Source organism: Nostoc sp. 'Peltigera membranacea cyanobiont' 213, from assembly GCF_002245975.1.
In the GTDB taxonomy this organism is placed as follows: Bacteria; Cyanobacteriota; Cyanobacteriia; order Cyanobacteriales; family Nostocaceae; genus Nostoc.
The window spans coordinates 1-22,553 of sequence record NZ_NOLI01000097.1; the positions used below are offsets into that span (position 1 = coordinate 1).

Consider the following 22,553-nt stretch of genomic DNA (forward strand, 5'->3'; position numbering starts at 1 on the left):
TATTTGAACTGGATGAATCCACCTTTTATCTCCGTTAACGAGTATTTGAACTGGATGAATCCACCTTTTATCTCCGTCAACGAGTATCTGAACTGGATGAATCCACCTTTTATCTCCGTTAACGAGTATTTGAACTGGATGAATCCACCTCTGAACTCCGTTAACGAGTATTTGATACTCATGCAAATTCCAGCAATTTTCACAAGCGTGGAATACACATAATTGTAGGGGCACAATATATTGTGCCCCTACGCGTGTAGTCTATTCAATTGAAAACCGCTGTAATCCTTAGCCAGATGCAACCTAATTAATCTTAATTTTCGATTTTTTCTTGGCAATCTGAGCTGAAATCAAAACTTTGACATTCTCTAGCTTCCGACAATTGCCTAACCGTATTACCAGGCTGATAACTTATCAAAGTTCCCGCAACCGCAGCCAGTGTAACAACAGTAGCTAGTCCCAACAAAGTAGCTCGTTTTCTAGGTTTGATTGTCCTGATTAAATTATCTATCCCAGTCGCACTACCAACAACCTCAATTGTCCCAAGTGCTTTTAAAGCAATAGCCGCATTAGCATAGCGACGTTTTTGGTTACGTTCCACCATTTTCATCAACCACCACCGGAAACGCGGACTGATTTGAGGAACTAATTGCTGGAAATTAAAGCGATAGTTATCATCAATTAATTTGCCAATCTCAACAGAACGGGTATTAGTAAGTAAGCAAATTAGTGTTGCTCCTAAACTATATAAATCTGATGCCTCAGTTAGGGAATGACCAAATTGTTCTTCTGGAGGCATAAAACCTGAGGTTCCGGCGACAAAGCTGCTCAGAGCTACTTTCGCACCCTGTATCCTAGCCAATCCAAAATCAACCAGGTAAGCATTTAGTTCTTCATCGACCAAAATATTCTCTGGCTTAATATCCCGATGAATAATTGGGGAAACTTGCTTTTGCAGATAAACCAAAATTTCTAAGATTGACAGAGCAATTTGCTTAATTTCTTCAGGATGAAAGCTGCGTTTTAATCCCAAAGATGGAGCATTTTTGTATTCCTGTACTAAATAAAAAGCTCCTGGCATTTCAAAGGAATCTACATAGCGAGGGATGCGGGAATGATTCAGTTGTTTCAAAATTTCAATTTCGCGCTCATAAGCTTTCACGCCTGATAAATCAGCACTTGCACGAGCAAAACAAAACTCTTTAATCACCACCTGTTCATTAGAGTCGAGGACATTAGCTAGATATGTAATCCGTCCCCCTTCTCTATTGCATCCTAGTTCGCTGATAACTTGATAGCCTTGTTCAGAAAAATCTGGATGGTGATTTAAGGGAATTACCCCTTTATATCCATTGTGCATATCAAGCTCCATTACACACCAAATGAGTTCGATTATGTCAAGGTGCAATTAAAAAATTAAGAGCGACTTACCCAGATTGCTAGCCCCATTTTTACCACGCCTGGGCCAAGGTGCATTGGCAGAAAATTTTGCATCTTGGCACGAAATTATCACCTTTGCGCTAGCCAATCGACAATCTGGGCATTAACAATATCTGGAACCTCATCATGGGGACAATGACCGGCATTGGGAATGGGAACAATTTTGATATCTTTGCCATTCTCACGCGCCTTTTCGTAAATCTTGGCCCCGGTAATTGGTGTCCAGGGATCGTCAGCACCCCAAATTACTAATAAGGGACGTTCGACTTTGGGCAAAAGTTCCTCTGGGCTAGGGCCAGGAGGCGCTGTGAGAATGGAAGCGAAGACTTGTTGCGCTCCTGGGTCGCAAGAGGGAGTATAAAGTAAATCAACTAATTCATCGGTGACGGCTTGGCGATCGCGGTAAACTTGGTAGAGGGTACGGCGAATTTGGGCTTTTTGACGGATGCGGTTATAGACAAATTTACCTGTAATTGGCGATCGCACAAACCGATTAAAAGCTGCCATTACCATCCGTAGCGGCGGGTTCAATTCGTGAGGACGATGACTCAACCCACCCGCAGAGTTAATCAAAATCCCACCAGCAGCAATTTTAGGATGTTCTACCAGCACAATTAAGCTCAAAAGTGCGCCAATGGAGTTGCCAATAAATACAGCAGGTTCGTGTATATGTGCGGTGCAGAAATCTTTCAGCAGTTCTACCCAAACTTCCACACTGTAATCAATAAGCGCTTTATCGGAACCACCAAAACCTAAAAGGTCTATAGCAAATACCTGGTAGCCAGCATCAGCTAAAACTGAAATATTTTTGCGCCAGTGTCCAATGGAAGCACCGAAGCCGTGAACCAGTACTAGAGGTCGTCCAGTACCCATGACAGTGTACTGGATTTTGTAACCCTGCCAAGTCCAAAAGAATTTTTCAAAAGCGTCTTGGGTTGCAAGCTGCTGTGTAGTTACAGTCATTATGAAGATTAATAAAGTCTTTCTTTAATATAGTAATGTTCTGTTGCCTTATAACTCCTCACCCAGGACTGATTAGATGTTAGTTCCACAATTACCAAGGGATTAATAAGTCAAAAGGTATTTAGTATCCCTTGACTTTTTAGACGAATGGTAGTGTGAGATGAAATACATTAATCAAAGTTACTTTGCTCAAATAAGCAAATTTGTTCTGGCTGTAACCTCTGTGGCCATATTTTCGCCAATAGCTTCTGCATCTGCCGCTTTAGGGTTCCCTACCACCGTTGCCCAAATATCTGATAATTCCTCCACAGGCCAACAACTTTTAGCTGATAAAAAAGTAGAAAGAAGGAGTCACACTCAGGTAAGTAGTAGTAAAGTTTCGGCAAAAGGGAGAAAGACAGGTTTTAGCCTGGCAATTTGGCAACCAGCAAATAATTTTTCCGAAGTAATTGCCCGTATTTCTGTCAAGAGTAAAAGCGATAAGAATTATTTACAAGAGCGGTTTTTGGGCGATTACAAGTACAAGATTAAGCAAAAAGCAAAATTTGTTAAGGGATTAAAAGCTAGCGATCGCATCGTCGTGCGATTATATGATACTCAAAACCGCTTTATTGGCTACACCGAATTTGAATGTTTGTCGGCAAATACCACAGTTAACCTGATTTTGTCAGCTAAACCTAATGAATACCAAGTCGTTCGCACTGTTTATGGTGTCGATGCTGACCAAGATGGGAGTATTGATGCAGGTAAGACCACTTACGACTACTTCACTCAAGTCAGGAACCAACGGGTTATTTTCTTGAGCAGTTCTCAAACCTTCCAAGGTAATCAGTTCCAGGTAGAGAGTTTATCACCAATTTCAGCAAGCAGTGTTTATCCTCTCTCTTTTACTCAAGGTGAGTTTGCTTTAGTGCGCCAGTCGTTTCTTAACGTCTTTAGTTCCGATTTAGCAGAGGTTTTGCAAGCGAATCCAGGTAGTTTGGTGCAGGTGACTGAAGTCAGCGATAACTCTAGCTACGACATTAGCCAAATGCTAATGAACTATCGCAAAATCAGTATGTCTCGCAGTCTGCAAGCTGGTTTTTCTGATGTTTCGGTAAACCACTGGGCTAAAAGTTTTATTACCAAATTGACAGCAATGGAAATCCTCGAAGGTTTTCCTGATGGGACCTTCCGCCCAGATGCACCGGTAACTCGTGCCCAATTTGCAGCAATGCTACGGAAAGCTTTTGCTAAGGGAAAAACTCGCCAAGCGATCGCTTTTAAGGATGTCTCAACTCAAAATTGGGCTTACAATGCCATCAGCGAAGTTTATCAAATGGGCTTTTTAAACCCTGTTGTTGACAAGGATTTTAACCCCAGCCAAAAGCTTTCTCGCCTTGATATTTTGGTAGCATTAGCGCAAAGATTAAATTATCAAGCTAGTGGTTATACGGATACAATCTTATCTGTTTACAGCGATGCAAATACTATTCCTCGTGAATATCGCAGTTTAATTGCTGCCTTGACACAACGCGGTATAGTCGTCAACTATCCCAATGTGAACTTGCTAAATGCTGAACAGATAGCAACCAGGTCTGAAGTCTCTGCTTTGCTATACCAAGCCTTGTCTAGCACTGGAAAAGTAGCAAATATCTCCTCGGAGTACGTGGTTGGACAACAGCAAGTTGCAGTTGACGGGCAGACTGAAACTTCGGCGCAGCGCATGAAACTGCGTCGCCATTGTAACCAAGGAATTGGTAATGGTGCTGAGGGCTGTTACCCAAGCAATTCCCATCCTCACGGTGGTAGTAATGATGAAGGTGGACGGACTCCTGGTAATAGGTAATACCATTTTTTTAAGAGACGCGATTAATCGCGTCTCTTGCTTGCTCAACCCCAAGAAAGCTGACACGATTGATAATGAAGGTAGGCGTTATCTTCACAAAATTTACGAAATTTATGTTTTTAACTTGGTTCGACAGCAACTCTTGGTTATTGGAAATCGGCGGGAAACGGATACTAATTGACCCTTGGCTGGTTGGTTCGTTAATTTTCAGCAATTTGGATTGGTTATTTAAAGGTTCGCGATCGCAAAATCGCCCCATACCAGATAATATTGATTTGATTCTGCTGTCTCAGGGTTTAGAAGACCACGCTCACCCACCAACGCTAAAGCTACTCGACCACAGCATCAAGGTTGTAGCTTCTCCCAATGCAGCCAAGGTAGTACAGCAGTTAGGTTACACCCAAGTTACAGTATTGGCTCATGGTGAAACTTTCAATTTAAATAATCAAGTTGAAATCAAAGCTTTTCCTGGTTCGCCCATTGGCCCCACTTTGATAGAAAATAGTTATCTTCTCAAAGAATTGGAGAGTGGTCTAACTGTATACTACGAGCCTCACGGTTATCATTCTCCACAACTCCAGCAAGCTGCACCTATTGATGTAGTGATTACACCGTTTATTGACATGACACTACCTTTGCTTGGGTCGATTATTAAAGGCAAAAATAGTTCTTTAGAAGTAGTAAAATCATTAAAGCCTCAAGTAATATTACCTACGGCGGCTGGTGGGGATGTGACTTTTGAGGGAGTGCTGATGAAACTTATTCAAACTAAAGGAAGTGCTGAAGAATTTCGTTCGTTACTTGAGAAAAACAATCTGGCGACGCGCGTACTTGAGCCGAAACCAGGCGATCGCTTTGAACTACCATTAGAAAAACGAGCATTAGCAATCTAAGTTGCACCTAGCCCTAGCAGATTATAAATCAAGTTTTTCAACCCGCGCAGGCGGGTTTCGTCTGTATAGCCGCAACTTCTAGTCGCCAAGGCTTTATAAATTATCTTGTATATACTTCTCTAATCGGAAAAGGAATTTGAATTCCTGCTTGCTGATAGCGTTTGTGTAATTTTTTCACAAATAGATGTTTACCAATTCGTTGATCGAAGTATTCGCTGACGCGCATATAAAGCGTAAAATCTATACTAAAATCATTAAAAGTATGAAATCTGATATATGGTTCGCTGTCTTTTAATTCCGGTGCAATTTCTCGCATGACTTCTTTGGCCACTTCTACAGTCACCTTTTCAACTTGTTCCAAATCGCTATCATAACTTACACCCACATCCATTGTTAAAGTAATTTCCTTTGCAGGTAAATGATAGTTGGTGAAAATCGCCGAAGATAACTTAGAATTAGGAACAATGACTACATTATTTGACATTTCTTTAATTGTCGTGTTGCGCCAAGAAATATCTATAACATATCCCTCATGTCCAGCATCTAATTTTACATAATCTCCAGTTCTAACTTGCTTAGAAATAATTAAGTAAAAACCAGAAAACAAATTTGCGAGTGTGTCTTGAAGTGCCAAACCAACTGCTAAACCACCAATACCTAAAGTTGTGACTATTGGTGTAATTTGAACACCTAATGTTTGCAGTATAATTAATGTTCCCAAAACGAAAACAGTAGTCTTAGCAAGGTTAGAAATTAGTGATGTGGGAACCCCTTCGGCTCTGCGAATAAATAAATCAACAAAACCAGCAGTCAATCTGGCGAAGACTAAGGTTACTGAATACAGCAGTGCGATCGTTATAATCTGGTGCAGGACGTTGGTAATATCTGGTTTGAGGGGAGAACTCAGAATTGCCCAAAAAAAACCGCTAAGGACAAACCAGATAAAGGTCATACGATGCAGGGAATGAAATATAATATCACCCCCGGCAATTCGTTTATGATTAACGAATGTTTCCAGTTTTTTGAAGATAACTTTTTCACCAATTATTCCAGCCAGTAAGCCAGCGAGAATAAATGCTATCGGCGTAATCCATTCCATCATATCGATTTAAAATTTTGATTTTTAGATTTACGAGAGCAGCATTTTGCTGTGATTATGGCTAAATTTTACCTTGTTGTCGGATTAGCTGCTTGAGATTTTCTTTCCTTATGGACTTGCCAATTATTTACCACCCAGATTATATTGCTCCCTTACCTGAAGGACATCGCTTTCCGATGTCTAAGTTCCGACAACTCTATGAATTGCTGTTAACTGATGGTGTAGCGAATCAAGAACAATTTCACACCCCCGAACGTCCGCCACTAGAATTGATAGAGTTAGTCCACACCCCAAGCTACGTTCAAGCTTACTGTGAAGGAACCCTAGACCCCAAAGCACAGCGCCGCATTGGTTTACCTTGGAGTCCAGCATTAGCAAATCGGACTTGTGTAGCGGTAGGTGGTACGATACTCACTGCGAAACTGGCACTAAGTCAAGGTTTAGCTTGTAATACGGCTGGTGGAACTCATCATGCCTTTCCCAATTATGGTTCTGGTTTTTGTATTTTCAACGATTTAGCGATCGCTTGTCGCGTTTTACAAAAATTCGGACTTGTCCAAAAAATCCTAATTGTCGATTTGGATGTCCATCAAGGAGATGGCACAGCTTTTATCTTCCAAGACGACGACAGCGTTTTTACTTTCTCCATGCACTGCGAAGTCAATTTCCCCGGTACAAAACAAAACAGCGATTTGGATGTTCCTTTGCCGGTGGGAATGGAAGACGACGCTTATTTACAAACCTTGGCGAATTACCTAGCAGATTTATTGTCTAAAGTCAAGCCAGATTTAGTATTTTATGATGCAGGTGTTGATCCTCATATAGGCGATCGCTTGGGTAAATTAGCCTTAACCGATGCTGGGATTTTTCGCCGTGAAATGCAGGTTTTAAGTACCTGTATGAGTAGCGGTTATCCCGTTGCTTGCGTCATTGGCGGCGGTTATGCTGATGACATGAAATCTTTAGTTTGGCGGCATTCCCTGCTGCATCGCGCCGCTAGTGAAGTTTATCAGCAGTACAAATTATAGTAATTTAATAAATACTACTTAAACTCGTAACGTATTTAAACGCAGAGTCTTACCAAATTTAACTCATAGCAAATCGTACTAAAATAATACTTTGCACTCCTCTGCGCTTACCTTTACGCCCCTCTGCGTTTAAATCTAAACCCTCAATTGTTAACTGGATGAACAACGGCAAACTCAGAGTCTACGAACTAGCAAAAGAATTAGATTTAGATAGCAAGAAGCTATTAGTAATTTGTGAAAAACTTAAAATTGCAGTAAAAAGCCATACCAGTGTAATTCCAGAATCCGATGCAGAACGTATTCGTGTAGCGATAAGTAAACTAACAGCAAAATCCTCGAAAACTAAAACAACCTCTGAAGATTGGGGCTATACGTTTATAGCTTCAGCAATTGATAGTTTCATCCGCCATCTTGAAGGTGAGGCTGCCCTCAAATCATATTCTGATTTTAGAGAGCGCCGCGATCGCGCCAATGAGTTAATGTATGAATGTGTAGGTAAAAAACCTTGTCTATTTTATGTGCGTCGCAAAGGCGCGGGAAAAGAAGCAAGAGAAGAAATTTGGGATTTGACAATAGCAACAGACTCCGATGATTCTCCATTACCCGCAAGACTTGACAAGCTCAGAAAAACATTAGGATTTAGAGCAGCTGTACAAAAAGATGGCCGCGACGGCTTAAAAATACTTTCGGCTCAGTTATTACAACCATCACGGGGACACGCCGACAGCTATGCTATACCTTGTCGCTTGCGTTTACTGGCTAATCATCAGCATCATCTCGATATTCCGCAGGCGACATTAAAACGTATCGCCGCCGCACCAGTTTGTGGCGAAAATGTGCCTACAGAAGATCAGCTGAAAGCTTGGAAAGCGTTTTTGCAAATTGAAGAAAAAATTGCTAAAGCGCGTCAATTTTGCGTGCGTTATGTAAGTCATAACTATAACTTCAAAAGACGAATTAGTTTTGAGATTGATGTATCTTCAGCCACCCTTGATGGCTTTTATCAAAATTCCCTCGAAGTAGATAATTTTTGGGAACGAGCAAGACGCACAAAAAACGAAGATTTAAAACTTTTTGAAACTGCTCCTGTCGGCAAAAATTGGATTAGCGGTCGTCAATTAGGCACTGTTGAAGAAGTTGATATCAACCGTGGTATTATCAGCCTCAGACTAGAACGCGACTTAGCTGAATTTATGGCAACAGAGCGTTATAAATTACCAGATAAAGGATTTTTGTGTTTCGAGGCAGTTGGTGATATTCAGCAAATTCAGCGTAAGAAAAAAGCGTTAGATGATTTGAATAATGGTTACACCCAAAATCCCTATCTGGGTAACTTTTTATTCGATGCTTCTCAGGCTAGACAAATCAAAACCACTGTTGAACTTCAACCACAAGATTTACTATTATCTTCTGCTAATCCAGGTCAAAAAGCAGCAGTAGAAAAGGTACTTGCCGCTAAGGATCTTGTTCTCATTCAAGGGCCGCCAGGTACCGGTAAAACTACCGTAATTGCCGAGATTTGCTATCAAATAGCCCTTCGAGGTGGACGTACCTTAATCGCTTCTCAAGCGAATTTAGCAGTAGATAACGCCCTGAGTAGATTAGTTCATAACCCAGTAATTCGGGCTGTACGCAAGGGTAGAGCCGAAAAAGTTGGTGAAGAAGGACAGCCATTTTTAGAAGACCAAGTGATTGGCAGATGGCTAGAAAATACAGCTTCTGACTGCGAAAACAACATTACACAACGGCTCGAAAACATCAAAATTTTCAGCCAATTACTGGCATCATCACAAAGATTCACATACTACTTTCAAGCAGAAGAAGAATTCAATCAACAACAAACTAAATTCAATAAAAATAAGTTAAAGATAGAAACAAACTTTAAAAATCAAGAACAATTTTACAACGAAATTGTAGAAAAAAAGAATAACGTTGAATCTCTAATTGCAGGTCTGGAAAATATACTTAATACTGCACCAAATATTAACTGGGAAGTTCCAGAAGTTACAGATTTTTTGCCACTTCTGAAGCCATACACAGAAGGTAATAGTTTAGTAGAAGAATTTTTAGCAAATGTTCGTCAAACGATAAAATATACTAATGAACTTGGCTTTGTGCGTCCAGCGCTTGGTGCTTTTGGTTTAGCAGTTTGGTTGCGTGAAACTGTAGCAACAGAAAAGTCAGGATTTAAAACTGCTTTGACTCATGCTGAAGAGGCTAGTAAAGCCATCTTAGAAGTTGCAGCATCAGTGGAGGTTGTCAAACAAAATTTTGCATTATTAAATCAGGTACAACCAGATTATCAGAAATATCTTGCCAAACTGCAAAACCTACAGCAAACAATCCAAATTTGGGAAAATCGCCAACGGGAAATTGATTATATTATCTCAGCAGTAAAAGAATGGAAATCTACAGCACCTTCTCATCTGTATCAAACTTTGAAAGATTGTCAGCAATCAGGTTTACCACTCACAGAGAATTTAGTGGACTTACCGCTAGGTTTGTTGATGTTTGCTAATACATTAAAATTACCAATAGTACCAAAAACTTACAAAATTAACCTACCAGAATGGGAGTTATTGATAAAAGCGATCGCTTATGAAATAGACGGAGGTTTTACTGACAGACGGGGTAAACAACATAATTTTAGCTATTTTTTACAAGAAAATTTTAGTCAGATTCCAATGGTGCTATCAAAGAGCGATCGCAATCAATGGCAAGAAACCTATCAACAGTTTAGCAACTATCAGCTACTCAACCCCAAACAGCGAAAATTACTGGTTGAGAATACCCAGGTTTTCTTAATTAGATTGCAACGGACTTATGGCGCATCATGGGAATGGAATAACATCGATTCTACTCTCACCCGAATTACCCAAGAATTACTAGATACTATCCTTGTAAATGCCCGCCAATGCGTTTTAAAAGTAAAAACCGAAACTGAACAACAGCTACAGTATTTACAAAGACAATTAAATGAACTTCAGAAAAATGAAATCAGCCAACAGCAAATATCCATTACTCAAGCTGAGGTAGAAAAATCACAACAAGACGCTAATTTGCAACTTGGAAGAGTTATTAATATCTTGCAAGAACTTAATCAACAAAATATACCTGCTCAATTACGGATTTTAACCGAAAAATATCTCGCAACCCAATCAAATATTTGGGAAAATCCGCAAGAATTTTCAAATCAAGTTAATTATTGGGTAACTTCCATCAGTCAGCTTGAAACCTTAGTTTCATCATTAGAACCTTTTGCTGTGCTAGAGATGATTAAAAATTCTCTTTATGAGCATTTATCAAAGCTAGAAGAAGAAACTAAAACTTCTCTACAGCAGCTTCAAAAATTACAACTTAGCCTGCGTGAAATAGAAGAAAAATTACAACCACAACCATCAGATAGTTTAATAGAAGAAAGAAATTGGTGGTTGACAGAATGGCAAAAAATACCGGATAAGTTTAAACCAGAGAATTTTGCTACTGACTTGTTTAATATAGAGTTATTGCGCGGTATCAATATTCAGTTTGAATTTTGGCAGAAGGAACTCGAAAAAGACGAAATTTATCTCAAAAAATATCAGAATTTTGTGCAAGATTGGATTGGAAAATTAAGACAGCCAAATGAGCGCGATCGCGACGATTTAAGGCGCATATATTTAGATAATGCTAACGTCGTCGGTATAACATGCGTTCAAGCTGCAAGTAGAGGTTTTTCGGAAGAATTTAAATCCTTTGATGTTGTCATTATTGATGAGGTTAGTAAGTGTACTCCACCAGAGTTATTAATCCCAGCTTTGAAAGGCAAAAAGTTAGTCATGGTAGGCGATCATCGACAATTACCACCCATGCTTGATACTAGCACTGTAGAAGAAGTTGCTCAGACAATGGGCAATACACGAGACGAATTACAATTTTTAGAAGAATCGCTATTTAAAAGTCAGTTTGAATCGGCTGATGAAAGCATTAAACAAATGCTGACTACACAATATCGAATGCATCCATTTATTATGGGAGCAATCAATCAATTTTATGATGGTAAACTAGAATCTGGAATTTTGGAGCCGGACACAAAACGCGCACATCATTTAGCAAGCGAAATTATCCAAGAATCTCAGCATCTTATTTGGGTAAAAACGCCTATTGAAAATCAGTTTTTAGAGCAACGAAATGGAACTTCTTACTTTAATCCTCTAGAAGTTGATGCGATTGAACGTCTGTGTCAGCAGTTTGAGAACACTTGGGCTGAGAAAGTTGCCAATGGTGAACCAAAAAAAGAAATCGCTGTAATTACATTTTATGGCGCTCAATTAAGAAAAATTGATGAACGTCTGCAATCTGAACTTTTCCCTTCGCTAGAAATTCGTACTGGTACTGTAGACCGATTTCAAGGAATGGAACGACCTGTTGTAATTGTGAGTATGGTTCGCAACAATAGTAAAGGAGATGTGGGATTTGCTAAGAAACCAGAACGGGTAAATGTTGCATTTTCTCGCGCTCAAGAACTCCTGATAATTGTGGGTTGTCATAATTTATTTACCCATCAATCAGGTAAAGTCGGAAGTATGTATTCTGAAGTTTCAAATATTGTGAATCTTCATAAAGGTTTTGTTGATATTTCTGGCCTATTTTGCTAAACTTATTTACAGGTTTTCTAACCAAAATTGTGATTTTTCAATGAAAGGAATAGGGGAAAAGTAGTTTTCTTTCTTGTACCTATGGTTTAGCGGATCTTCATACAGAATTGGTATGAGTAAACCAAGTCAGGACTTACTCAAAAAAGTTCTGAAGTAGCGTTAATTCATGAATTAACGCTACGACAAATCAGGTTTTTGAGAGAATTTTGCGTAAGTCCTACAAGTTTATCTATTAAGCCTCGATCGCAGGGTTATAATCATCTGGATTATTAAAACCTGCAATCCAAGCGGCTGCTTGATGGCAAGTCTGCATGTGAGGGGGGACGCGCAAGATATGAATATGTCCTGTGGATGGACAGGTGACTTTCAAAACCATAAACGGCTCGTCATCTTCAAAAGGAATGTAGACTAGTTGACGTTCTCCACCAGCATCACGATCGCGATCGCGGATCAATCCTCCCACTTGCTGCAAAAATGTCTCGTATCCCAGGCGTTCAATCAGCACGCGCCGCAACTCAACATTTTCCACATTGAGGATATCTTGTCCTGTTAGAGACTGGGATTCAAAGGCAATCTTATCTGTCACCTGCACGCCTCGCCAGCGCCAGACAAAACCATGCCCAGCAGATACACTGTTAATCCCACTTCCAGCCAACTCAATCCAAGAGGTAACGTGGAGTCCTTTGGGAAGAGTTGTGAGGTTTACACAGTCGCTGATATCAAGACTTTCACAGGTGAGATTTTCAGGGAGATTGTAAAGATCGAACGCACCGCTTAAATCCAGATGACCTAAAACACGCATTCCATCCCAGGCGTGATGCTCAAGGATAAGTTTTCGAGCATATTCAGCTGATACAGGCTCGTGACTTTGCTTTGGGCGCTGCAAAACTTGTTTATTCGGCACGCGTCCATTCGACATAATTTTGAGCATTAGTCTATCACCTCTACATAAGCATCAGGTCGATATTCGCGTTGTTTCCAGACGCGGTAAAGCCCTTGGGGTAATTCAATCGCCCGATGTTCTTCATGAACTAAAGTAGCACTTGCTTCTTTAACCTCAAGAAAAAGCTCACTACCATGTACCCACAACTGAACAGCATCAGATTGCTGAATGCGATGGCTATGTCCTGTAACTTCACCATGAGCAAGAGTAGCACCTACACCCTTCTTAGCACCAACAGGTAAGCTAGCAATATGCCCGATCAAAACGTCACCATGTCTGTAAAGAATACTATCTTCAGAGTTCTTGCTGTTCTTAAACATCTTTTTTATATAATTACGAATTACGAATTACGAATTACGAATTACTAACGCCCCTGTCTCAAACCTCTTTCCATAAGCATCTGAGGTTCGATATTCTCAACTTTAGGTATCGCTTCTAACTGAGGAATCCCAGCGATCGCATCAGCAATATTACCCGATCGGGCACGCAACCAAGCGGTGTGAGGTGCATAGTTAAGGCTTTGTGTTATTTCGTAACCCGCTCGATTAATTAGCTCGCGTTGCGACTCCGCATCAACGCCTTCAGCAAAGCGGATAAAAACCAGTCCAGTTGGTACAGCTAAAGAACCATTGGGTTGGACTGTGTAAATTGGAGTCAGTGTATTGGGTTCTGATGGATTTGGTTCGCCTGAAAAAACTGCGTAGGCGTAGCCCGTCACACCATCGTTAAGTTGTAAAATTGCTCCTGGTGCCACCGTCTTGGGCTGATTATAATGTATTGCATAGTACCCAGACTTACGAGTGTAGGATACAGCAGTGAAATCGCTACCAACACGAATTTGTTCAGGATACTCAGAAAAATAGTCGTTTTGAAATCTCACTTCAGAAATCAGGGGTAAAGAGTACACCTGGAGAAAATACTCAGCCGGAAAATAAAGCATCTTTCTTAAGTTCTAATGATGTTATAGCGTTTTTTAGTGGTGTGGAATACAAATTTTTGATCGGAATGCAAGCTATATGCCCCTAATGATAGTGAAGATTGTTAAAGCAACCTAACTTTGAATCCTCTCTTTTCTGGAAAGACGAATCGAAGGTTTGTATGAACTTTAGAGAGATTAAATCCTGTTCAAGCTGTATATTTTTAATGTCGTAATACACATATAACACGTAAATTACCTACACCGATTTGGGGTACCAAATGCGGAGTAGGCTTTGTCCCAGATTTCACCACCAGTCGGAAACAAACTAAGTTGTCCTACGCCACTTCCTACAAACTCCTCCATCCCCGCAACGCAGTGGCTCTCCAACAAGCAAGCAATCCCCGGAACTTCAGGGTTGTTTACAGAAACCCCCAAAACTGCAATGTTTAGCGCAGCATTAATATCAGCATCATGCTCAAAACCACAATGCCCACACTTGAAAGACTTATTAGAACGATAGGATTTACCTTTGACCGGATGCACATGGTGACATCGGGAACAGGTTTGACTCGTGTAGGCAGGTGGAACAAAGACAACTGGCACACCTGCGATATTTGCTTTGTAATCAACAAACATCCGCAATTGGTAAAAAGCCCAATTATTGGTTCTACGTCGTTCTGTCTTAGTACGTGGTTTTTGATTGAGCGATTGTCTGATATTGGTCAAATCTTCAAAAGCCAAAGCAGAGTTACTTTGTTTGGCATCTTGAACCAACTGTTTCGAGATATTGTGATTCAACCACTTTTGAAACCTTTGTTCTCTCCCAGAGAGCCTTCTCAACAGTTTTCTAGAACTGCGAGTGCGTTTGGATTGAACATTAGCCCTGACTTTACTGTATCGGTCACGAGTATTTTGAATCTGCTTACCACTCCAAGAATCACCATTAGAAGTGGTGGCTATATCGCGCCTGCCCAAATCGACCCCAATTACTTTGCGAAAAGTCTGTGCGTCCTGGTCTCCGGGCGCAGAACTTTTCAAGACGGGTGTTTTACCTGTGGGGTTGGTAAGCAGGTCAACACAGATATTGATGTAGTAGTCGCCGTGTTTTGTTTTGTTGAGAGTAGCAGCCGTTGGGGATTGCCCTTTAAGCAATGCCAGCTGGTAGTTACCAATACTCAACTTGAACTTTTTACGGCCACACATCAAGGTAACGCCCACAGTTTGCAATTCTTCCAAGTACTGAAAAGTTCGAGCATCCAAGTTAATAGACGTTGGTCTAAATTTGTGGACTTGTTTAGCTGCTTTAGCATTACCAATCACACGGCGGATAGCTTGACAAACGTGATTTGCCTTAATGCCCGTCGCCTCACGTACTGGCTTATAAACCAAGTGGTGAAGCTTGGTGGTATTCCAGCATTTCTCGCGTTTGGCAACCTCCAATATCTGATTGCAAGCATCAGCAAATCCCTGCAAAGTGCGGTCTATTTCAGAGTGCAACTCTATAGGGACTTGAATTTTGCATTTTACCGATATTGTTTGCATTGTACTTGCATTATAACTCATCCAATTATATCAGAAAACACAATACTGAGTACAGTTTTGGTGGGAGTCTCCTGGAGGTTTAGATGAAATAAAAAGCATATATAAACTAAAGGTAAGTGCAAACTGCATGTACCATGTAGCCAGCTTTAAAAGTAAGTCCTAATGCAGTTTCCCAATTCCCAATTTTCAAAATATTTAGGAGATTAAAATATGGTTCAGGTTCGCTATGGTGGACAAAACGGTAAACAGTATGAACTTGCGATCAGTGACGAACACGTTGTAGTGCGTACCGAAAGCCGCAGTACTATTGTCGGTGCAAGACCGTTTGAAGTCGCGCCTGTGTCACCCACGGCTCGTAGCATCCTCAATCAATTCGAGTTAACAACGCGGTTTCGGCAAGCGGGTGTAGAAATTCTGCAAGCGAAAGTTCCGAATCAAGGTGTGGCTCTGCGCGATCGCGCCCGTGAAATTCTCAATCAAGAGTCTGAAGTCCAATTTGCCGGACGTGTCCTCATCGATCCAGTCTCTAGTCAACCAGTAATTTACACCGAAAACCTCTTTGTTAAATTCGATAACGAAGAAGAATCAAGCGTCTGCCAAGAGGTATTAAGACGTTACAACTTAACAATTAAACGCCAACTTGAATATGCACGGAATACTTACTTTGTCAATGCACCTGCAAATACTGGTATAGCCATCTTTGACATTGCCGAGCGACTTTTGAATGAAGAATCAGTTGAACTGTGTCATCCTGAACTAGTGCGTGAATCACGCCAACGTCAGGTTTTCCCGCAACAGTGGCACTTAAAGCAAACAACAATTAATGGTAAGGTAATTAACGCCCATGCCAACGTTGAGGCCGCTTGGAAGTTGAGCGATGGCACAGGGGCAATTATTGCAATTATCGACGACGGTGTGGATCTCGATCATGAAGAGTTCCGTTCCTCTGGAAAGATTGTTGCCCCGCGTGATGTCACACGTAAAAGTGACAATCCCAGACCCGGAAACGACAATAACCACGGGACAGCTTGTGCCGGAGTAGCTTGTGGAAACGGGAAATTTGGTGCATCTGGTGTAGCACCGGGTGCAAAACTGATGCCGATTCGTTTAGCTTCATCGTTGGGTTCACAGGATGAAGCAGATGCTTTTATTTGGGCGGCTCAAAATGGTGCTGATGTTATTTCTTGTAGCTGGGGCCCAGCAGATGGTGTTTGGTTTGAGCCAGACGATCCTCTACACAAGCAAAAAGTCCCTCTGCCTGACTCTACAAGACTGGCTATGGACTTTGCAATTAATAAAGGGCGCAACGGCAAGGGATGTGTAATTTTATTCGCGGCTGGTAATGGTAACGAAAGCGTGGATAACGATGGTTACGCTAGTTACCAAAAGGTGATTGCTGTCGCAGCTTGTAACGACTTCGGCACGAGAAGCGCTTACAGCGACTTTGGTCAAGCGGTGTGGTGTGCCTTTCCCAGTAACAATGGTGATAGTTCTCAAACCCCTGGAATTTGGACAACCGATCGCGCTGGTGTAGTTGGCTATAATTCGGGTAATCGGAATCTGGGTGATGCGGGAGGTAACTACACAAGCGAATTCGGCGGAACTTCCAGTGCTTGTCCCGGTGCGGGTGGGGTAGCAGCCTTGATTATTGCCAGAAACCCAAATCTGCGTTGGGATGAAGTACGAGATATTATAAAACGCTCCTGCGATCGCATCGATCGAGCTGGAGGTAAATATGATGCCAATGGTCGCAGCCCTTTCTATGGTTACGGTCGAATGAATGCTCTTAAAGCTGTAGAATTGGCCAAGCCGGCGCAAACATCGCCCATTACTATATTCAAGGCAGTGCAAGATATCCCCATTAACGACTTGCAAACATCAACATTGTCGTTGGCGATCGCTAATACCACCCTCCTGAAATCCATCAAAGTTAATGTAGACATTGAGCATACCTATATTGGGGATCTTGTAGTTACTCTTCTTCCCCCAGTACAAATAGGTGTACTTCCCATCATTCTGCACGATCGCCAAGGCGGAGCTACAGATAATATTAAAACAACTTATGACGAGGTAAACACCCCAAAACTTGCTGCCTTTAAAGGTAAAAATCCCCAAGGAACCTGGACTCTTGAAGTTGCAGATAAAGCTAACGCAGATACAGGAAAGATTCGCAGCTTGACCATTGAAATTGGATTTTAAGCCAATATCCTTGGTTAAGGGTAGTTGTAGGCTGGGTAGAGCGACAGCAAAACCCAACCTGATATTTTGAGAGAAACAAAACTTGAAATCTTACATAACTGATTATTGTAAAGACGGCGATTTATCGCGTCTCTTGTTTTAACCAAACAATATTGACTCCTTAAGGCTGAATACGGTTTGATACAGCTAGGCGATTATTTATTTGTGAGACAATGCGGCAAGTCGTTGGAATGCCGATGGTACTGGACTATTTACGAGATGCTGGCGTATCACCTCAGCACACGCACCCGGACTTAATAACGAGGTATCAACTTCAAGGTCATAGATGCCAGGGATGTGGACTTCACGCTGCCATAACAGAATCGGAGGTGGCACCGGGGAGTCGGCTGCACTTACTACTTTCCACCCCGTATTTTGTCGTCTTTCCATAATTATCTCAATGGGGCAGCGAACGCCTACGAACAAGACCGGCAATCCGTTTAAACGTCGGGCACTATCGCTCAGAATTCCCCGCTCCGTTGCGTATGCATCATGGTGTCCGACATCAACCACGACATTTAGTCCTAAGCGGCTGTGGGCGGCAATGGATTCATACATAGCGCTGTAGAGAATGGGAACGAGGGGTTCGATGTCCTGGCGTTCTCCCCCTGGCCGCAGACCGATCCCAGGCAGGTATCTTGCAGGAGTCATTTGCATAAACCTATCGACACCCAAGTTCATCCATACACCATCAAATGTCTCCTGAATCGCTTCCACAATGCTCGACTTCCCCGATCGCGGAGTACCATTCAGGATTACAATCTGTCCTGGCTTTTGTGTCTGTTCCACAACTGCTTCTCCCATCCTCTTATTGTAGAGACGTAGCAGTGCTACGTCTCTACATTGTTTGCATCCCCGCGTCAATTAGCTTTGACTCACAGGCTCTTTCGCCAAGAATTTCTCTAATTCTGTCAGCGCATCAGCATCAACCTTAGTTTGCATTGGGCAGAACTTAGGCCCACACATCGAACAAAACTCAGCAGTTTTATAGATATCTGCTGGTAAAGTTTCATCGTGATATTCCTTAGCTCTTTCTGGATCGAGTGATAATTCAAACTGACGGTTCCAATCGAAATTGTAACGCGCCTTAGAAAGTTCATCATCTCTATCCCTTGCACCGGGGCGATGTCTAGCAATATCAGCCGCATGAGCCGCTATTTTATAGGCAATCAACCCATTCCGTACATCTTCGGCATTTGGTAGACCCAAATGTTCTTTGGGTGTTACATAGCACAGCATTGCAGTACCGTACCATCCAGCCATAGCTGCTCCAATAGCTGAAGTGATATGGTCATAACCAGGAGCAATGTCTGTCACCAATGGCCCCAAAACATAGAAAGGTGCTTCAGAACACTCTTCCATCTGCTTACGAACATTGAACTCAATTTGATCCATTGGCACGTGTCCCGGTCCTTCCACCATTACCTGGACATCATCTTCCCAGGCTTTGCGAGTTAGTTGTCCCAGAGTTTTCAATTCAGCTAATTGTGCTTCATCTGAGGCATCATGGGTACAACCAGGACGTAGAGAATCTCCTAAACTGAAGGAGACATCGTACTTTTTGAAAATCTCAATAATATCTTGGAAGTGGGTATAAAGTGGGTTTTGTTTGTGGTGATGCAGCATCCACCGCGCCAAAATACCGCCACCGCGAGAGACAATACCGGTGATCCGGTTTCTCACCAAAGGCAAATGTTCAATCAAAATCCCAGCGTGGATAGTTTGATAATCTACCCCTTGCTGGGCGTGTTTTTCGATGATATGGAGAAAATCATCAGCAGTCAGATTCTCAATTGTGCCGTGGACGCTTTCTAAAGCTTGGTAAACAGGTACTGTACCAATGGGAACAGGTGAAGCCTTGATGATAGCGGTACGAATTTCATCCAAATTACCGCCGCCCGTGGACAAATCCATCACGGTATCAGCACCGTACTTCACCGCCAGATTCAGCTTATCAACTTCTTCTTGAAGGTTAGAAGAGTTGGGGGAAGCGCCAATATTAGCATTAACCTTACATTTAGAGGCGATACCAATAGCCATCGGCTCTAAATTAGTGTGATTAATATTAGCAGGGATAATCATCCGCCCCCGCGCCACTTCGTCACGAATGAGATCGGTAGGGAGATTTTCTCGTTGGGCGACGTAGTGCATTTCTTCAGTGATGACACCTTGGCGGGCGTAGTGCATTTGCGATACATTAACCTGCCCACGCCGTTTAGCAACCCATTCTGTCCGCATATTGTGATTCCTCTATAAACAGCTTCCCTCCGCTGGTATTACCCAGACTCAGGTGTTAAGGGTGTGATCTCAGCCTGATTATGTAGGCACCCCTAGCATGGATGTAGTGTATCACCTTCGTTATATCTAGGGGCAAGGGTGTTAAAAATTTATGCTGTTTTTTTGGAGTCTGGCGATGTCTACGACGGGCTGCGCCTACGCTGTTTTTGTTGAATAATGTCTAATATTGCATTCTGGATTTCCTCTGGAGTCATTGATGCGGGATAAGTTGCAGAGGGAGGTTTTGCCGTCAAACGATCCGCAAGTGCGTAAAAAGCCTCTTGATCATCTTGGTGTGCAATGACGTAGGCGCGTAATTCTGCTTCACTCATAGCATCAAAGTTTGGTTTTGTCATAAATATCGCCAATTTCCATCGCGACTAATTAAAATTTCTATTTCATTGCCAGATAAGATGAATATGTTTCCAGTGCGCTCATCTAGACGAACTATCGTGCAAACATCTTGTGGTTTACCAAGCTGCAACTCGAACATCAGAATAAAAAGATTGTTCGCAATACTTTCTAATTAGGGCTTGGGCATTTTCTCGTCGATTTCCTGTAAATAAATTACATACTACTTCTTCAGATTGAGAGTAAAGATGTAATAATCCAAAGTCTTTCACCCGTGAATAAAGTAAGGGGACTGCTGCAAGAGCGAGTAAAGTTGCCTTTTTGCGTAGCTTGCCGCCGTAGGCATTAGGCATCGCGCTCTCTTGCTTCAGGATAATCATGATATGAAGATTGAAAATCCACTACTAAACAAAGTTTGTAGTCAGAATTCGTTATCAGAGCGTCTACACTTTGATGGCTATACTAAAGGCGATCGCACTCTTCAACCAAAAGCTTTTAACCACAAGGTACTATGGAACGATCGCCTTGACTCTGTACAATTAGACAACAACGAAATTGGTTGCGCTTAGTGATAATCCACTGTTTAGTTGCGCGAATTCTACCTGAGAAAAAGCACCTCCGCTACCATCTTGGTCAAAGGACAGTGTGCCTGTAATATTGTTGTAAATAAATCGTTGAGCGATCGCACTCGCAACTGAACCGATGGTAAACTGACTGGCTAAGAGTGTACCTACTGCTAAAGAGCCGCCGAAACCAGCAGCCGAAACCTGAATAACTTCACCAGTCGGGTTGAAGTCATCAAGACTATCAATCCCTTCATTGTAATTATTGAACGCAAAGGTATCAGTGCCATCTCCCCCGTACAGAGCATCACTACCTCTCCCTCCAGTCAAGAGATCGTTGCCATTATATCCATATAGCACATCGCCGTTATTACCCCCCACGATCTTGTCAGCATAGGCTGTACCACTGATGTTTAATCGTTCAATCTTCTTGTAGCTAACTCGATTTGTGCCAGATGTTATTGAGCCTTGGTTAGTGGTTGCATTGAAGGTTGAGGTGATTCCTTTGATAGTATCGCTACTGTAATTAACTTCCAAACTATCGTCACCTGTACCCCCATTTACTGTTTGAGTCACTAAAACAGAAGTGGCGGTAGATGAGGCGCTCAAATAAAAAGAGTCATCTCCATTCCCGCCATTCAAGGTGTTAGCACCCTTGACTCTATATGCGTAAAAGGTATCATTACCATCGTCTCCATTCACAATGTTGTTACCAGACGAGTAGGAAACATTCAGGTAATCGTTACCTGCACCCGCACTAATAGTATCATTGCCAGAAGTACCCCCATTGAGTACATCTTCACTATTGCCTCCCACGATATTGTCAGCGTAGGCTGTACCAGTGATATTAAATCGTTCAATATTCTTGTAGCTGACTCGACTCGTGCCGGCTGTTATCGAGCCTTGGTTCGTGATTGCATTGAAAGTCCAGGAGATTCCTTTAGTAGTATTGCTACTGTAATCGACTTCCAAATAATCGGAACCTTTACCCCCATCTATGGTTTGAGTAACTAAAAAAGAAGGAGCGCTAGATGGGGAACTCAAATAGAAAGAGTCGTCGCCATCTCCCCCATTCAAGGTATTAGCACCATTGACTTTATATGCGGAAAATTTATCAGAGCCAGTTCCTCCTAAAATAGTATTTTTGCCAAAACTATCCTGAATCGAAAATTCGTCATTTCCTGTATCTCCATAAAGAGTGTTATTCCCAAAAGAAGAAGATACATCTAAATAATCATTCTCACTTCCACCCTTGAGGATATTGTTGCCAGTGGTATGTGTAGCATAGATTTGATCGCTCTCAGAACCACCGTCTAGGAGGTTTTTCCCAGAAGAAGAAGAAACATCTAAATAATCATCCCCACTTCCGCCTTTGAGGGTATTGTTGTCGGTAGTCTTTTTAGCATAAAGTCTATCATTGTCAGAGCCGCCGTCTAAAAAGTTCTTCCCAGAATAATTACTAATATTCAAAATATCGTCGCCCTCAAAGCCATTGATGCTGTCATTACTCCCGAAACCATTGAGGATGTCATTAGCATCAGTTCCATTGATAATTGCCATAATTTCTACCTAAATCACTTTTTCAGAAACTTGAGATATCAACCTGCCAGTATTGCTGTTTTAAGGCACAATAAATTAGCCAAAAGTTCGGACTTTCGGTATAGTTTGTGTCAACCGGGAATACACTAATTTTTTAGTGAATTTCAGCTTTTAACTGGCGTTATAAGCATTACTTAGCTAACCTGCTACATAAAAGCATTGGTTAATTGCATTACTATAATGTTTGTTTTTGTAAGTGTCACTATTTGGAATAGTATTTTTCCTTACTTCAC

Annotated in this window: 20 protein-coding genes and 1 riboswitch; of the genes, 7 read left to right on the plus strand and 13 right to left on the minus strand. The window is 41.7% G+C overall.

What is annotated here, in order from left to right; all coding sequences use genetic code 11:
* Window positions 1-222, plus strand: a 222-nt coding sequence (locus CDG77_RS36760) for a hypothetical protein (protein WP_442946436.1), incomplete at its 5' end; no start/stop codon positions are given.
* 91 nt (window positions 223-313) lie between these two features.
* Here the strand turns inward: CDG77_RS36760 and CDG77_RS23030 are convergent.
* Together CDG77_RS23030 and CDG77_RS23035 are read right to left on the minus strand one after the other, a co-directional pair.
* Window positions 314-1,372, minus strand: coding sequence for a serine/threonine protein kinase (locus CDG77_RS23030; protein WP_094331692.1), 1,059 nt, complete (start codon window positions 1,370-1,372; stop codon window positions 314-316).
* Between the two features lie 137 nt (window positions 1,373-1,509).
* Entirely contained in the window at window positions 1,510-2,403 is an 894-nt protein-coding gene (locus tag CDG77_RS23035; RefSeq protein WP_094331693.1) for an alpha/beta fold hydrolase, read from the minus strand.
* A 160-nt stretch (window positions 2,404-2,563) separates the two neighbouring features.
* Between CDG77_RS23035 and CDG77_RS23040 the strand changes: the two genes are divergently transcribed.
* Window positions 2,564-4,231 carry an S-layer homology domain-containing protein gene (locus CDG77_RS23040; RefSeq protein ID WP_190234042.1) on the plus strand — a complete coding sequence of 556 codons (1,668 nt, stop codon included), beginning with the start codon at window positions 2,564-2,566 and terminating at the stop codon, window positions 4,229-4,231.
* A gap of 113 nt (window positions 4,232-4,344) precedes the next feature.
* A complete protein-coding gene (locus CDG77_RS23045; protein ID WP_094331694.1) occupies window positions 4,345-5,124 on the plus strand; it encodes an MBL fold metallo-hydrolase in 780 nt (259 codons plus the stop codon).
* Window positions 5,125-5,224: 100 nt separating this feature from the next.
* On the opposite strand, the gene CDG77_RS23050 is transcribed toward CDG77_RS23045, so the two are convergent.
* On the minus strand, window positions 5,225-6,226 hold the full coding sequence (locus CDG77_RS23050) for a mechanosensitive ion channel family protein (RefSeq protein ID WP_094331695.1): 1,002 nt from the start codon (window positions 6,224-6,226) through the stop codon (window positions 5,225-5,227).
* A gap of 107 nt (window positions 6,227-6,333) precedes the next feature.
* On the opposite strand from CDG77_RS23050, the gene CDG77_RS23055 reads away from it, so the two are divergent.
* Together CDG77_RS23055 and CDG77_RS23060 are read left to right on the plus strand one after the other, a co-directional pair.
* Window positions 6,334-7,251: a histone deacetylase family protein gene (locus CDG77_RS23055; protein ID WP_094331696.1), complete on the plus strand. Its 918-nt coding sequence runs from the start codon at window positions 6,334-6,336 to the stop codon at window positions 7,249-7,251.
* A 158-nt stretch (window positions 7,252-7,409) separates the two neighbouring features.
* Window positions 7,410-11,888 (plus strand): translation initiation factor IF-2 N-terminal domain-containing protein, encoded by a 4,479-nt coding sequence (locus tag CDG77_RS23060; protein ID WP_094331697.1) that lies wholly within the window; start codon window positions 7,410-7,412, stop codon window positions 11,886-11,888.
* Between the two features lie 232 nt (window positions 11,889-12,120).
* On the opposite strand, the gene CDG77_RS23065 is transcribed toward CDG77_RS23060, so the two are convergent.
* The 4 genes from CDG77_RS23065 to CDG77_RS23080 all read right to left on the minus strand — a co-directional run bounded on the left by CDG77_RS23065 (window position 12,121) and on the right by CDG77_RS23080 (window position 15,292).
* Window positions 12,121-12,819 carry a DUF6745 domain-containing protein gene (locus CDG77_RS23065; RefSeq protein ID WP_094331698.1) on the minus strand — a complete coding sequence of 233 codons (699 nt, stop codon included), beginning with the start codon at window positions 12,817-12,819 and terminating at the stop codon, window positions 12,121-12,123.
* Window positions 12,819-13,151, minus strand: coding sequence for a hypothetical protein (locus tag CDG77_RS23070; protein WP_094331699.1), 333 nt, complete (start codon window positions 13,149-13,151; stop codon window positions 12,819-12,821). Before CDG77_RS23070 ends, CDG77_RS23065 begins: the two co-directional genes overlap by 1 nt.
* Before the next feature lie 44 nt (window positions 13,152-13,195).
* Window positions 13,196-13,771, minus strand: a complete 576-nt coding sequence (locus tag CDG77_RS23075) for a hypothetical protein (protein WP_094331700.1) — start codon at window positions 13,769-13,771, stop codon at window positions 13,196-13,198.
* Window positions 13,772-14,002: 231 nt separating this feature from the next.
* Window positions 14,003-15,292: an RNA-guided endonuclease InsQ/TnpB family protein gene (locus CDG77_RS23080; protein ID WP_223269927.1), complete on the minus strand. Its 1,290-nt coding sequence runs from the start codon at window positions 15,290-15,292 to the stop codon at window positions 14,003-14,005.
* Between the two features lie 210 nt (window positions 15,293-15,502).
* On the opposite strand from CDG77_RS23080, the gene CDG77_RS23085 reads away from it, so the two are divergent.
* Complete coding sequence (locus CDG77_RS23085; protein ID WP_094331701.1) at window positions 15,503-17,491, plus strand: S8 family serine peptidase; 1,989 nt, start codon at window positions 15,503-15,505, stop codon at window positions 17,489-17,491.
* 198 nt (window positions 17,492-17,689) lie between these two features.
* Here the strand turns inward: CDG77_RS23085 and CDG77_RS23090 are convergent, their stop codons facing one another.
* The 5 genes from CDG77_RS23090 to CDG77_RS23110 form a co-directional block, all read right to left on the minus strand.
* On the minus strand, window positions 17,690-18,394 hold the full coding sequence (locus CDG77_RS23090; RefSeq protein ID WP_219852064.1) for a chloramphenicol phosphotransferase CPT family protein: 705 nt from the start codon (window positions 18,392-18,394) through the stop codon (window positions 17,690-17,692).
* Complete coding sequence (gene thiC / locus CDG77_RS23095; protein WP_094331703.1) at window positions 18,395-19,768, minus strand: phosphomethylpyrimidine synthase; 1,374 nt, start codon at window positions 19,766-19,768, stop codon at window positions 18,395-18,397. It abuts the gene before it with no gap.
* A gap of 7 nt (window positions 19,769-19,775) precedes the next feature.
* A riboswitch (TPP riboswitch) is annotated at window positions 19,776-19,872 on the minus strand.
* A gap of 75 nt (window positions 19,873-19,947) precedes the next feature.
* Entirely contained in the window at window positions 19,948-20,163 is a 216-nt protein-coding gene (locus CDG77_RS23100) for a DUF6887 family protein (RefSeq protein ID WP_094331704.1), read from the minus strand.
* Window positions 20,160-20,300, minus strand: a complete 141-nt coding sequence (locus tag CDG77_RS39145) for a DUF6888 family protein (RefSeq protein WP_442946437.1) — start codon at window positions 20,298-20,300, stop codon at window positions 20,160-20,162. Before CDG77_RS39145 ends, CDG77_RS23100 begins: the two co-directional genes overlap by 4 nt.
* Window positions 20,278-20,511 (minus strand): hypothetical protein, encoded by a 234-nt coding sequence (locus tag CDG77_RS23110; RefSeq protein WP_181154316.1) that lies wholly within the window; start codon window positions 20,509-20,511, stop codon window positions 20,278-20,280. The genes CDG77_RS39145 and CDG77_RS23110 overlap by 23 nt, the downstream gene beginning before the upstream one ends.
* 30 nt (window positions 20,512-20,541) lie before the next feature.
* On the opposite strand from CDG77_RS23110, the gene CDG77_RS35670 reads away from it, so the two are divergent.
* The gene (locus tag CDG77_RS35670) at window positions 20,542-20,727 is read left to right on the plus strand and encodes a hypothetical protein (protein ID WP_143857076.1); all 186 of its coding nucleotides are present in this window, start codon (window positions 20,542-20,544) and stop codon (window positions 20,725-20,727) included.
* Here the strand turns inward: CDG77_RS35670 and CDG77_RS23115 are convergent.
* Complete coding sequence (locus CDG77_RS23115; RefSeq protein WP_094331705.1) at window positions 20,698-22,281, minus strand: calcium-binding protein; 1,584 nt, start codon at window positions 22,279-22,281, stop codon at window positions 20,698-20,700. The two genes, CDG77_RS35670 and CDG77_RS23115, sit on opposite strands and share 30 nt — an antisense overlap.
* Window positions 22,282-22,553: the final 272 nt, after the last annotated feature.